This is a genomic window from Megasphaera hominis, assembly GCF_014269395.1.
Lineage (GTDB): Bacteria > Bacillota > Negativicutes > Veillonellales > Megasphaeraceae > Megasphaera > Megasphaera hominis.
This window is the reverse complement of sequence record NZ_JACOGK010000007.1, coordinates 1-13,939: the sequence shown is the minus strand read 5'-3', so window position 1 is coordinate 13,939 and position 13,939 is coordinate 1. Positions and strand designations below refer to the sequence as shown.

Here is a 13,939-nt window from a genome sequence, read left to right as displayed (position 1 = left end):
TCCCGGAAAGGAGAATGGTATGTTAGATTTTACTGCCCTTGATTTTGAAACGGCGAACGCCTACCCCAACAGTGCCTGCTCTCTGGCGGCGGTGACCATGCACGATGCGGCTTGTGTGAAAGAAGGCTACAGCCTGATCCGCCCGCCCTTTATTGTCTTTGCGCCGGAAACGGTGCGTATTCATGGGATCACACCGGACATGGTAGCGGGAAAACCGAAATTTAATGCCCTCTGGCCGGCTATCCGGCGGCATTTGGATGGCCGTATTCTGGCGGCCCATAACGCTGCCTTTGATATGCGCGTCTTGCGCAGTCTCCTGTCGTGGTATGATCTGGAGCCACCGCAGGCCTCGTATATCTGCACGGTCCAGCTTTCGCGCCGCATCTGGCCGGAACTGCCCAGCCACAGGCTGGACGTCGTGGCAGGGCACCTGGGGTATACCTTTCGGCATCATCAGGCCTTGGACGATGCCCGGGCTTGCGCCTATATTGTCGTCAAGGCGGCTGAGAAGACCGGGGCCCGTTCGATGGAAGAGCTCATCGAGCAGGCGGGCGTACGCTTAAAAAGCCTGTAAGTGGAACCGGCGCGGGTATGGACAATTTGTTTTACAATTTCTGAGGGAATGAGTATAATATAGAAAAAACTAAGGTCCTAATTTAAAGGAGGTTTTATGCTATGAAAATTGTTTTGTTGGAATCGCTGGGAATCAGCCAGGAACTGCTGGCTACGTACGTCGGCCAGGTCAAAGCGGCAGGTCATGAATTTACTGCCTACGAACGCAACGACGACCCGGCTGTACAGATTGCAGAAGCCAAGGATGCAGACATCCTGATCATTGCCAACATGCCTCTCAAAGCTGAAGTCATCAACGCCTGCCCGCATTTGAAATATATTGACGTAGCCTTTACCGGTGTCGACCACGTCGACCTGGCCGCTGCTAAAGCCAAGGGGATCAAAGTCAGCAATGCCTCCGGCTACTCCACCGTTGCCGTAGCCGAATTGACACTGGCCATGATTCTCGACCTGCTCCGCTATGTACCGCAAGTAGACGCTGCCTGCCGGGCTGGCGGCACGAAAGCCGGTTTTATCGGCTCTGAACTGGAAGGCAAGACCGTTGCCCTCATCGGTACCGGCGCCATTGGCCAGCGCGTAGCCGAACTGGTCCATGCCTTTGGCGCTAAGGTCATTGCCTACAATGGTTTCTCCCATAAGGAAGACACGGAACTCATCAAATACCTGCCCATGAAGGAAATGATGGCCCAGGCCGACATCGTATCGCTGCACTGCCCTGTTACGGAACAGTCCCGGGGCCTGATCAATGCAGAAACCTTGTCGTATATGAAGCCTACGGCTTATTTGGTCAATGAAGCCCGTGGTCCGATCGTCGATTCCCAGGCCTTGGCCGCTGCGTTGAACGAAGGCCGTATTGCCGGTGCCGGCATTGACGTATTTGAAACGGAACCGCCTTTGGCTACAGATCATCCCCTGCTCCATGCGAAAAATACCATTGTTACACCGCACGTAGCCTTTGCCACGAAGGAATCTATGGAAAAACGGGCGGTCATTGTCTTCGACAATATTCAAGCCTACCTGCAGGGCCAGCAAAAGAACATTATTCTCTAAAAAGATAAGTCTAACCAGTCAGATGCCAAAATAGCATCTGACTGGTTTTTTTTTCGTCTGGTCTATTGTAATCATAAAAGTGGTATGGTAGCATATAACATGAAAAAAGAACTATATTGTTATACCTATTTTCTATCATTTATGTGAAACGAGGTAAATAAAAATGAGAATGAATTTTCGTTGGTATGGAGAAAAAGATGATCCGATTACGCTGACACAAATTGATCAGATTCCAGGTATGGATGGAATTGTCAGTGCCCTATATGATATTCCCGTCGGAGAAGTATGGCCGGCAGAACCACTGCTGCAGATGAAACAGGAAGCAGAAAAGCATCATCTGGTTTTTAAGGATCTGGAAAGCATCAATGTCCACGAAGACATCAAATTGGGGCTGCCTACGCGGGATGCCTATATTGAAAATTATATTACGTCCTTGAAAAATGCAGCGAAAGCAGGTATTGAAGTCGTCTGCTATAATTTTATGCCTATTTTTGACTGGACGCGGACAGACTTGGCCAAACCCTTATACGATGGTTCTACGTGCCTGGCCTACGATTATCATTTGGTAGAAGGAAAAACACCACAGGATATGGTGCATGAAATCCTCGATAACAGCCACGGCTTCAGCATGCCCGGCTGGGAACCGGAACGGCTGCAGTCCCTGAAAGCGCTCTTTAAAGCCTATGAAGGGATGGATGAAGAGCACTTACGGGAAAATTTAGCTTATTTTCTGAAAGCTGTCGTACCGGAAGCCGAAGCCTGCGGCATTAAGCTGGCCATTCACCCGGATGATCCGCCTATTTCCGTCTTTGGCCTGCCGCGCATCGTCAAAAATGAAAGGGATCTTGAAAAGATTGCGGCCATGGTCGATAGTGAAAGCAACGGCTTTACCATTTGCACCGGTTCCCTCGGCTCTAACCGGCAAAATGACATTCCCCACATTATCCGCAAGTTTGGCCGCATGAAACGCGTCCATTTCATTCACCTGCGCAACGTCCAGGTTCATGAACCGTGGGTATTTAATGAAGTAGCCCATAAGTCGGCTATCGGTTCCTTAGATATGGTAGACATTGTACAAGCGTTGTATGATATTGGCTTTGACGGTCCTATCCGGCCTGATCATGGCCGCATGATTTGGGGCGAAGAAGGCCGTCCCGGTTATGGCTTATACGACAGAGCTTTAGGGGCCAACTATATTTGCGGCCTTTGGGATGCCATCAATCGTCTGTGCGGACCGCAGTAACTACTTTCAAACTGGCACAATGTATTGTACAATAAGAGAAATATAAACGTGTTGGAGGAATGTATATGTTGCGCTTGAAAAGATCAGCCGTGCGTATGCAACGTGATGCATGGCAGGAAAAGGGGTTTACTTTGTATCAGTTTGATGACCAGGCTGTCCGGGAAGAAACGCTGGCCCGGCCGCAATGGCTGCATATTGGCTGTGGCAACCTGTTCCGGTCCTATGTGGCAGTATTGCAGCAGCGTCTGCTCAATCAGGGCCTGGCTAAGACCGGAATCATTGCAGCTACGACTCATAATGCTGCCGTCATCGATGACGTGTATACGCCATACGATAACCTTTTTATCAATGTCATCATGGAAAAGGATGGCCCCTATAAGACCGAAGTTATCGGCAGTGTAGCCGAAGCCGTTGCCGTAAAACGGGAGCGGACGGCAGACTGGCAGCGTTTGCTGCAGATTTTTACGGCACCTACGCTGCAGCTCGTCAGCTTTACGATTACTGAAAAAGGCTATAACTTAACCGGCTTTGATGGTGCGTATTTAGACGACGTCCGGGCTGATTTGGCGAATGGCCCGGCTAAGACCGTCAGCTCTATGGGCATGCTGGCTTCGCTGGCCTATGCCCGGTATCAGGCCGGTGCTGTGCCGACGGCCTTTGTAAGTATGGATAATTGTTCCCACAATGGCGACCGCGTCCGCAAGGCCTTCCTGACCTTTGCAGAAACGTGGGCCAAACAGGGCCAGGTAGAAGCGGGCTTTGTGTCCTACGTAACGGATACCTTATCGTTCCCGTACAGCATGATTGATAAAATCGTGCCCAGCCCTTCGGTTACGGTACAGGAAGAACTGCGTCATAAAGACGTAGCAGATATGGATTTCATTCAAGCCGGACACAGCACATATGCCCTCTTTGCCAATGCAGCACCACAGGAATACCTGGTCATTGAAGACAGCTTCCCGAACGGCCGTCCGCCCCTTGAAAAAGCAGGCGTCATCTTTACGGATCGGGAAACGGTCAATCAGTGCGAACGCATGAAAGTAGGCACCTGCCTGAATCCGCTCCATACGGCTTTAGCTGTCTATGGCTGCCTCCTTGGTTACGTCAAGATCGCCGATGAAATCCAGGACCCGCAGCTGCGGGGCTTAGCCGAAAAAATTGGCTATGACGAAGGCTTGCCCGTAGTGGCTGATCCTGGCGTTATTCATCCTAAAGATTTCCTCAAGGAATTTTTGGAAGAACGGCTGCCGAATCAGAATGTACCCGATACGCCCCAGCGCATTGCCACCGATACGTCACAAAAAGTGGGTGTACGCTATGGCGGCACACTGCAGGCGTATGGCCAGAAAGCCAAAGATTTGAAATATATCCCCTTAGCCATTGCCGGCTGGTGTCGTTATCTGCTGGGCATCGATGACCAGGGGAACGCCTTTAAGCCCAGTCCGGATCCGCTGCTGGCAGACTTGCAGCACGTCCTTGCACCGGTCAAGCTGGGACAGCCCGATACGGCAACAGGCGTATTACAGCCTATCCTCTCGCATACGTCCATTTGGGGCGGCCTTGATTTGACGGCCTTAGGTCTTGAACCGGTCGTTGAAACGTATTTTAAAGAACTCATTGCCGGTCCTGGCGCTGTACGGGAAGTATTAATAAAATATGTAGGAGGTAGTATAAAATGAAGTCAGTTGTAGTAGAAACACCGGGGAAAATCGCCGTGGTAGAACGGGAAATCCCGGCCATCAAAGAAAATCAGGTTTTGGTCAAAGTAAAGGCTGCCGGCATTTGCGGTTCCGACGTGCATATTTTCCATGGCAAAAACGCGTTTGCTACGTATCCCCGCGTCGTAGGCCATGAATTTGCCGGTGAAATTGCCAAAGTCGGTGACCAGGCCGGTGATTTTGCTGTAGGTGAACACGTCGTCGTGGACCCTGTCGTTTCTTGTGGCCACTGCTATGCCTGCCGTATTGGCCGGCACAATGTATGCACCAGCCTGCACGTTATGGGCGTACATGAAGATGGCGGTTTCCAGGAATACGTTGCCGTCAACGCCGATCAGGTCTATAAGCTGCCGGCAGATCTGCCTTGGGAAATTGCTGCCACAGTAGAACCCTTCTCTATCGGTGCCCAGGTGGCACACCGAGGCCGCCTCAGTGGCGATGACACCGTATTAATCTGTGGTGCCGGCCCGATTGGTTTGATCATCCTGCAGGTTGCCAAAATGAAAGGTGCCCGCGTAGCCATCCTCGACCTGGAAGAAAGCCGTCTTGAAAAAGCAAAAGAACTGGGCGCTGATATGATCATCAATGGCAATACGACGGACCTTGTAGATGCCATGAAAGAATTTACCGATGGCCTGGGCTTCAACCTGATCTATGAAGCAACGGCAAACGCTAAGATTTTGGCTACGTGCATCCGTGACCTGCCCAGCCAGGCCGGCCGCGTCGTCGTCTTAGGCTTTACGACACAGGAACTGCCTATCCGCCAGGTAGACATCATGGGCAGAGAACTGGAAATCATCGGCACACGCCTCAATAACCATCGCTTCCCTGAAGTTATCGACTGGTTTAAAGCAGGCAGCGTAAAACCGCAGGAAATCATTACGCACACCTTCCCCTTCGAAAAAGCAGCAGAAGCATTCCAGTTCAGCGATGAAAATCCGGATAAAGTACTGAAGATTATTTTAAAATTCTAAGCACAGTCAAAACAGCTGTTTTGTGTGCAATATGATGAGAGTGAACCCACAGGGTATGGGGTTCACTCTTTTTTTTAATATGACTAAAAAGAAAAAATAAAATATTATGATTTAATTTTACCTTTTTGTAATCAGAATAACAAATCAATACATATTTGATATATATAAATTGTGTAAATTCATTGACATCATTCTGTTAAGTGCTAGAATGTTAGTATATTAAAAACACGGATTTAAAGTAAATTAAAAATATAATTTGAAAAAATCATATATAAGATTAAACTTATTTTGATATAATCTGGTAATTATTAAGATATTAAATAATGATATCTTAATAACATTAAATAAACCCATAAGAAAGGAGAAGAAAACTAGTATTAAAGGAGGAGAAAACGTAAACACTATCAATTAATTAAAAAAAGGAGTGTATATTTATGAAAATGCCTAAGGCTCATCCCATATCGTGGATACTGTTATTAGTAACGACATTAGCTATTTTGGCAACTTCCGTTTCACGTATTATTTTACCTACCGTTTTACCAGCTATTATGGAAGAATTCCAGTGGAGCGCAACTGAAGTTGGTTTCTTAAATTCAGCAATGTTTATTGGTGCCTTTATTGGTGCGACATTCTTTGGTATCTTATCGGACTCTGTCGGCTCCGGCTATAAGCGAGGCTGGACCTGGATCTGCTGCATGATTACTGCCGGTATTGGTGGTATTTTGACGGCCATGTGCACAACTGTCAATGCCATGCGTGGTGCTCTGGCTATTTTAGGTATGGGCACTGGTGGTTCCGAACCGGTAAACGTAGCTATTATCGGCGAATGGTGGCCAAAAGAACATCGTGGTTTTGCTATTGGTGTTCATCATACAGGCTTCCCCTTTGGCCAGTTTTTAGGGCCAATCCTTATCAGCTATATCCTGGCTGTAGGTACCTGGCACGATGCCTTTACCTTTATTCCTCTCTTGGCTATCCCTATTATTATCCTTCAGTTAATCTTTGGTACAGAAAAGAATCAGAAGAAAGTTTACAAATGGATTGAAGACCACAAGATGACGAAGCCGTTGGATGAAGTAGAAGCCGAAGGCAAAAAGCCGTCTCTTAAAGAAATGATTAAAAATGTTGGTATTTGCTTACACAACAGAAACTGCGTCATGCTTATTATCTTTGATTTCATTTTCCTCTGGTCAGAAGCGGCTATCACAACCTTCATGACCTTGCAGTTAACCACCGTTGTTGGCCTTTCCTTAGCAGCCGCTGCTGTTGTTTCCGGTGCTTCTGGTATTACCGGTTGGATTGGTCAGATTGTTTGGGGTACTGTATCCGACTCGACAGGCCGTAAATTTGCCTTGCGCATTATCGCCGTTGGCTGGATTATTGCTACTTTGGCCTGCATGTTCATTAACACAGAAATGACTGCCTGGATGATCCTGATTTTCTGGGGCTTGTTCCGTAATTCACCGTTCCCCGTTGTCTATGCCCTGTTGATCGATTCTCTGCCGAAATCGGCCGGTTCTTCCATGGGTCTTATGATTGGTATTGCCCTGGGCCTTTCCGGTTTCTTTGCAGCTCCGACGGCCGGCTGGATTATTGAAACGTTTGGTTTTACTGCCCATTATGTTGTCTTAGCAATCATGCTGGCTCTTTCCTTTATTCCTCTGGCAATTACTAAGGAAACTGTCCATAAGGATAAAGACAAGGCTGCTGCATAAGACTGTGTATAGTAACTATTCCTATGTTTTCTGTATCTCGTAAAGGAGCTGAGTAGTGTGAATACAAAAGATATTGCCCAGGCGTTAAACAACATGGAAGCCGTGGACTTAACACTGACCATGGAAGAAGGTATGCCTGTCTGGCCAACGCATCAGCATTTTTTCCACAACATTGTCGAATCGACGGAATTAGGTGACCCGGCAACGCATTATGCCATTACGATGGGCGAACATTGCGGCACCCATATGGATGCACCGCGTCACTTTATTACAGGTGCTACGCCTGTAAGTGATGTGCCCGTTAAACAGTTCATGGGCCACGCTGTAAAGATTGAAGCCACACAGGTAGGGCCACTGGGGCTCTTCCATAAGGAAGATATCATGGCCTGGGAAAAAGACCATGTAGAAATTCAAAAGGATGATATTGTCCTGCTTCACTTCGGCTGGGATGCACGCTATGGTGTGAAACCGAATTATGACGATTTCCTCAAAGATTGGCCGGGCCTGGCCCAGGATGGGGCTCAGTACCTTGCCGAAAAAGGCGTAAAGATCGTAGGCTGCGATGCCCTGGCATTGGACGTTTTCGCCGGTACTGACCCGACACACAAGACCTTATTGCCAAAAGGTATTCTGATTGTTGAAAACCTGTATAATCTGGGCCTGCTGCCGGATGAAGTATTCTTTGTGGCCGTTCCGCTAAAAATTAAAGACGGTTCCGGATCGCCGGTCCATGCAGTAGCCTTCTTTGAAAAGAAATAAATAATACGTTGGATCAGATCTTAATTGAAAGGGTGATGTTACATGTATGTATATCTTTCCTATCCATTAGCTGAAGGTCAAATCGCCTGGCCGGATGCCCCCGTATATTCTGCTGGCCGGCATGATATTATTGGCATTGATGGCAGCGCCTGCAACACGTCCATCATGGTGATTCCAAACCACTATGGCACGCACTATGATGCACCGCGTCATTTCAATGCTAAGGGACCTAAGATTACTGAATTGCCGATGGAATATTTCTGCTTTAAAGGCGACGACATTTTGATTCTCGATATTCCCAAGGGAAAGAAAGAAGTCATTACGGCAGAAGATGTCATGCCCTATAAAGACCAGATTGCCAAGGCGAAGCTGTTGCTTTTCCGTACGGGCTTTGAAAAACAGAAGGAACTGGATCCGCAGGGATATAAATATGAAAATCCCAGTGCCCATCCGGGGCTTTGCAAATACTTGGTAGAAAATTTCCCTGATTTAAAGACGATCGGCCTCGATTCCCTGTCCCTCGGCTCGGTATGTAACGACTATGCAACGGAAGCCCATCACTGGCTGCTGGGGTATTATACGGATCACTTTGTTACGGTCATTGAAGACATGATGCTTTCCCCGCTGGAAGGAAAGACCGTAAAAAGTATTACCGTAGCACCTATTCGTGCCTTAGATGTAGATAGTGCACCGGTTACGATTATTGCCGAAGTAGAATAAGAATGGTGAAGTAACATAATAATAAAGATACTCCTCTTGAGAAATCGGGAGGAGTATTTTTTGTTAAGATTTACCTTGTATATGGAAATGAGCTTGCTTGCCGGGCCTCACTATTTTTATCATGAGAACTGCTTACATGGATTAGTAAATGATAATAAATTTATAGCTTTACATTTTAGCAATAAAAATAACGAATCAATACAAATTTGATATATATGAATTTTATAAATCTGTTGACATCATTCTGTTAAGTGCTAGAATGTTAGTATAGTGGAAAAAGCGGAATTTAAGAAAATAAGAAGATGATTTAAGAAAAAATAGGTAATGCCTTAAATATATTTTTAATTTATATTAAAACAGATTAATATATTTAATAAAAATATGTTGAGCTGTTTAAATAAAATACGGAGGAAAGGAGCGTAAACGATTAGTAAACGAGGAGACGAAGCAGGTATTAGCAATTAAATAAAAAGAAGGAGTGTATCTTTATGAAAATGCCTAAAGCTCATCCCATATCGTGGATACTGTTATTAGTAACGACATTAGCTATTTTAGCAACTTCCGTTTCGCGCATTATTTTACCGACTGTTTTACCGGCTATTATGGAAGAATTTCATTGGAGCGCAACAGAAGTTGGTTTCTTGAATTCGGCCATGTTTATCGGTGCCTTTATTGGTGCAACATTCTTTGGTATTTTATCGGACTCCGTCGGCTCTGGCTATAAGCGGGGCTGGACCTGGATTTGCTGCATGGTAGTAGCTGCTGCCGGCGGTATCTTAACAGCTATGTGTACTAGTGTCAATGCCATGCGTGGCGCCCTGGCTGTGTTAGGTATGGGTACTGGTGGCGCGGAACCGGTAAACGTAGCTATTATCGGCGAATGGTGGCCAAAAGAACACCGTGGCTTCGCTATTGGTGTTCACCATACGGGCTTCCCCTTCGGCCAATTCTTAGGGCCTGTTATTATCAGCTATATCCTGGCTGTAGGCACGTGGCATGACGCTTTTACATTTGTACCTCTTTTGGCTATTCCTATTATTATTCTTCAGTTACTTTTTGGGACAGAAAAGAACCAGAAAAAAGTTTACAAATGGATTGAAGATCATAAAATGACCAAGCCGCTGGATGAAGTGGAACAAGAAGGCAAGAAACCTTCTCTTGGCGAAATGATTAAAAATGTTGGCGTTTGTCTCCATAACAGAAACTGCGTCATGGCTATTATTACTATCTTTATTTTCCTTTGGTCCGAAGCAGCCATTACTACCTTCATGACCCTGCAGTTGACTACGGTGGCAGGCATTTCCTTAGCAGCCGCTGCTGTTGTTTCCGGTGCTTCTGGCCTGACTGGCTGGATTGGCCAGATTGGCTGGGGTACCGTATCCGACTCGACAGGCCGTAAATTTGCCTTGCGCATTATTACTGCTGGCTGGGTAGTAGCTACATTGGCTTGTATGTTCATCAATACGGAAATGTCCGCCTGGATGATCCTGATTTTCTGGGGCTTGTTCCGTAATTCACCGTTCCCTGTTATGTATGCCCTGTTGATCGATTCCTTGCCGAAATCGGCCGGCTCTTCTATGGGTCTTATGATTGGTATTGCCCTGGGCCTTTCCGGTTTCTTCGCAGCACCGACGGCCGGCTGGATTATTGAAACCTACGGCTTTACAGCCCACTATATCGTCTTGGCCATCATGCTGGCTCTTTCGTATATTCCGTTAGCGATCATTAAGGAAACGGTTCATAAAGACGAAGATCAGGCTGCTGCATAAGGCTGTGCATGGTAACTATTCCTATGTTTTCTGTATCTCGTAAAGGAGCTGAGTAGTGTGAATACAAAAGATATTGCCCAGGCGTTAAACAACATGGAAGCCGTGGACTTAACACTGACCATGGAAGAAGGTATGCCTGTCTGGCCAACGCATCAGCATTTTTTCCACAACATTGTCGAATCGACGGAATTAGGTGACCCGGCAACGCATTATGCCATTACGATGGGCGAACATTGCGGCACCCATATGGATGCACCGCGTCACTTTATTACAGGTGCTACGCCTGTAAGTGATGTGCCCGTTAAACAGTTCATGGGCCACGCTGTAAAGATTGAAGCCACACAGGTAGGGCCACTGGGGCTCTTCCATAAGGAAGATATCATGGCCTGGGAAAAAGACCATGTAGAAATTCAAAAGGATGATATTGTCCTGCTCCACTTCGGCTGGGATGCACGCTATGGTGTGAAACCGAATTATGACGATTTCCTCAAAGATTGGCCGGGCCTGGCCCAGGATGGGGCTCAGTACCTTGCCGAAAAAGGCGTAAAGATCGTAGGCTGCGATGCCCTGGCATTGGACGTTTTCGCCGGTACTGACCCGACACACAAGACCTTATTGCCAAAAGGTATTCTGATTGTTGAAAACCTGTATAATCTGGGCCTGCTGCCGGATGAAGTATTCTTTGTGGCCGTTCCGCTAAAAATTAAAGACGGTTCCGGATCGCCGGTCCATGCAGTAGCCTTCTTTGAAAAGAAATAAATAATACGTTGGATCAGATCTTAATTGAAAGGGTGATGTTACATGTATGTATATCTTTCCTATCCATTAGCTGAAGGTCAAATCGCCTGGCCGGATGCCCCCGTATATTCTGCTGGCCGGCATGATATTATTGGCATTGATGGCAGCGCCTGCAACACGTCCATCATGGTGATTCCAAACCACTATGGCACGCACTATGATGCACCGCGTCATTTCAATGCTAAGGGACCTAAGATTACTGAATTGCCGATGGAATATTTCTGCTTTAAAGGCGACGACATTTTGATTCTCGATATTCCCAAGGGAAAGAAAGAAGTCATTACGGCAGAAGATGTCATGCCCTATAAAGACCAGATTGCCAAGGCGAAGCTGTTGCTTTTCCGTACGGGCTTTGAAAAACAGAAGGAACTGGATCCGCAGGGATATAAATATGAAAATCCCAGTGCCCATCCGGGGCTTTGTAAATACTTGGTAGAAAATTTCCCTGATTTAAAGACGATCGGCCTCGATTCCCTGTCCCTCGGCTCGGTATGTAACGACTATGCAACGGAAGCCCATCACTGGCTGCTGGGGTATTATACGGATCACTTTGTTACAGTCATTGAAGACATGATGCTTTCCCCGCTGGAAGGAAAGACCGTAAAAAGTATTACCGTAGCACCTATTCGTGCCTTAGATGTAGATAGTGCACCGGTTACGATTATTGCCGAAGTAGAATAAGAATGGTGATACTCCTCTTGAGAAATCAGGAGGAGTATTTTTATTATAAAATTATCTTATTGTATTTTGGCCCCAAATAGGAATAATTGCTAGCTTATGTATGGGTGGTATGCTATAATTAAATAGTATATATGGTATCAGGTTGTTATCCGTCAAAAGGGAACTTCCCCAGGGATATAAAAGCGACGCTTCTTCCTTGGTCCGTGTGCTTAGGGACCGGGTAAAATCAGCTTTTTTGTGCAGTACGGGTAGGAATTTAGGAGACGGTATAAATTTATAATAGTTAGGTGAGGCTAATGATTGAGTTACAAACACAGGCGGCAGAGCCGCGGGAAAATGTCCGGTCGTATGTATACCGGACGCTCTATAACAACATTATGTCCGTACAGCTTGCTCCCGGTACGGCTATGTCAGAAAAGGAAGTAGCCAGTATTTTGGAAACGAGCCGTACACCTGTACGGGAAGCCTTCATTCATTTGGCGCAGGAACGGCTCCTCGATATTTTACCGCAACGGGGCACGTTCGTTGCCAAGCTGGATATGCACGTCATGGAAGAATCGCGCTTCATGCGCGTCGTCCTGGAAGAGGCTGTCGTACGGGAAGCCTGTAAGTCCTTTCCGGAGCCGTATTTACAGCAATTAAAGCAGTTAATCCAGGAACAGCACAAGGCTGTCGACGCAGGCGATCCGCGCGGGTTCTATGCAGCCGATAACAGCTTTCATAGCACCCTTTTTACGGGCTGTGACAAACAGTACGTCTGGCAAACACTGATGCAGGCCAGCCGTGATTACTTCCGGGCGCGGACCCTCAATGCATTTGCTGAACCCATTGAAATTCCTCTCCACATCCACGAAGGCATCGTTGCTGCCATCGAAGCGCATGATGAAGCAAAAGGCGTAGCCTTGTTGCATGAACACCTGACCAAGTTTGATACGGATGTACAACAGCTGAAGAAAACCTATCCGGATTATTTCCTATAATATAAAAGGGAGTGTGACAAAATGCGAAAGCATTTTGTCCACTTCCTTTTTTTCATGCTCTTTTTCCTTTTTTAGAGAATGACCTTTAAAAAATGGGCGCAAAGCCCCTTTCCCCATAAAGCAGTATTTTTATAGTTTATACGGCTTTTTGCAAGCGTAGTTTTTTATTGTGATATTTATAGAGGTTATGTCCGATGGAAACCTGGAAAATCTCTAATCGAACCTGTTTTATGCCTTTTCGGACAATTCTTTTGTACCATCGGTCGTTTTTCATGATACCGAAGGTGCCTTCCGATTGAATGGAACGATTCATGCGTAGAAGGGCACCGTGGATACTTTCTAAGTTATCCACAACTTCTTGATGCATGGAAGTCAGTTCTTCGTTGAGGCTGATTGTTCTATTCTTATCCGTCTTTTTACATTGTGCCGCATAGGGACAATCCGTGCAGTCTTCGCATTGGTAGATTTCCTCTTGTCGTCCATATAGATTTCCTCTGACATTTCGTCGATATTGCAAATGAAACGCCCTCCCCGCTGGACAGCGAAGTGTGCCGTTCTCGTCAATCCTGAAATTGACGGGACGGAAGGGATTCTCATGGTAGTTTTTGTCGGTTTGTCTCTTTTTTGAACATGGGGAACTTCATATACTTTTCCATGCCATGTTGCTCGCAGTAGATGTAGTTGTTGTACGAACCATATCCCGCGTCAGCTACAGGGTACTTGGGATAAAAGCCATACGTTTCATGAAACTTTTCCAGCAATGGGACGAAGCAATCCATGTCGGAACGGTATTGACTGACGTCAGCCACAGCAATGTATTCATCTGCAATACCAAATTGAACATTATATGCAGGAAGAAGCTGGTCATTGCCCATATAGTCTTTCTTGATACGCATGAAGGTTGCCGAAGGGTCTGTCTTGGAATAACTGTTGCGGTTGGGGCCACAAACTGCGATCTT

At 46.5% G+C, this 13,939-nt stretch carries 14 protein-coding genes; 12 read left to right on the top strand and 2 right to left on the bottom strand.

Annotated features, from left to right (window positions below; genetic code table 11):
* Positions 1–19 precede the first annotated feature (19 nt).
* The 12 genes from H8J70_RS03395 (at position 20) to H8J70_RS03340 (ending at position 12,980) form a co-directional block, all read left to right on the top strand.
* Positions 20–574: a 3'-5' exonuclease gene (locus H8J70_RS03395; RefSeq protein ID WP_186502458.1), complete on the top strand. Its 555-nt coding sequence runs from the start codon at positions 20–22 to the stop codon at positions 572–574.
* A 101-nt stretch (positions 575–675) separates the two neighbouring features.
* Complete coding sequence (locus H8J70_RS03390; protein WP_186502457.1) at positions 676–1,623, top strand: 2-hydroxyacid dehydrogenase; 948 nt, start codon at positions 676–678, stop codon at positions 1,621–1,623.
* Positions 1,624–1,786: 163 nt separating this feature from the next.
* Positions 1,787–2,866, top strand: a complete 1,080-nt coding sequence (gene uxuA, locus H8J70_RS03385) for a mannonate dehydratase (RefSeq protein WP_186502456.1) — start codon at positions 1,787–1,789, stop codon at positions 2,864–2,866.
* A 131-nt stretch (positions 2,867–2,997) separates the two neighbouring features.
* Positions 2,998–4,545 (top strand): mannitol dehydrogenase family protein, encoded by a 1,548-nt coding sequence (locus H8J70_RS03380; RefSeq protein ID WP_246415251.1) that lies wholly within the window; start codon positions 2,998–3,000, stop codon positions 4,543–4,545.
* Positions 4,542–5,558 (top strand): zinc-binding alcohol dehydrogenase family protein, encoded by a 1,017-nt coding sequence (locus tag H8J70_RS03375; RefSeq protein WP_186502454.1) that lies wholly within the window; start codon positions 4,542–4,544, stop codon positions 5,556–5,558. Before H8J70_RS03380 ends, H8J70_RS03375 begins: the two co-directional genes overlap by 4 nt.
* Positions 5,559–5,992: 434 nt before the next feature.
* Positions 5,993–7,273: an MFS transporter gene (locus H8J70_RS03370; protein WP_186502453.1), complete on the top strand. Its 1,281-nt coding sequence runs from the start codon at positions 5,993–5,995 to the stop codon at positions 7,271–7,273.
* A 57-nt stretch (positions 7,274–7,330) separates the two neighbouring features.
* Positions 7,331–8,032: a cyclase family protein gene (locus H8J70_RS03365; protein WP_186502451.1), complete on the top strand. Its 702-nt coding sequence runs from the start codon at positions 7,331–7,333 to the stop codon at positions 8,030–8,032.
* A gap of 42 nt (positions 8,033–8,074) precedes the next feature.
* The gene (locus H8J70_RS03360; RefSeq protein WP_186502450.1) at positions 8,075–8,752 is read left to right on the top strand and encodes a cyclase family protein; all 678 of its coding nucleotides are present in this window, start codon (positions 8,075–8,077) and stop codon (positions 8,750–8,752) included.
* A gap of 488 nt (positions 8,753–9,240) precedes the next feature.
* Entirely contained in the window at positions 9,241–10,521 is a 1,281-nt protein-coding gene (locus H8J70_RS03355; protein ID WP_186502452.1) for an MFS transporter, read from the top strand.
* A 57-nt stretch (positions 10,522–10,578) separates the two neighbouring features.
* Positions 10,579–11,280, top strand: a complete 702-nt coding sequence (locus H8J70_RS03350; RefSeq protein WP_186502451.1) for a cyclase family protein — start codon at positions 10,579–10,581, stop codon at positions 11,278–11,280.
* Positions 11,281–11,322: 42 nt separating this feature from the next.
* Positions 11,323–12,000 carry a cyclase family protein gene (locus tag H8J70_RS03345; RefSeq protein ID WP_186502450.1) on the top strand — a complete coding sequence of 226 codons (678 nt, stop codon included), beginning with the start codon at positions 11,323–11,325 and terminating at the stop codon, positions 11,998–12,000.
* Between the two features lie 296 nt (positions 12,001–12,296).
* Positions 12,297–12,980, top strand: a complete 684-nt coding sequence (locus H8J70_RS03340; RefSeq protein WP_186502449.1) for a GntR family transcriptional regulator — start codon at positions 12,297–12,299, stop codon at positions 12,978–12,980.
* A 136-nt stretch (positions 12,981–13,116) separates the two neighbouring features.
* On the opposite strand, the gene H8J70_RS12460 is transcribed toward H8J70_RS03340, so the two are convergent.
* Complete coding sequence (locus H8J70_RS12460; protein ID WP_343068682.1) at positions 13,117–13,545, bottom strand: transposase; 429 nt, start codon at positions 13,543–13,545, stop codon at positions 13,117–13,119.
* A 28-nt stretch (positions 13,546–13,573) separates the two neighbouring features.
* Positions 13,574–13,939: transposase (locus tag H8J70_RS12455; protein ID WP_222433559.1), on the bottom strand; the 366-nt coding region annotated here is incomplete at its 5' end.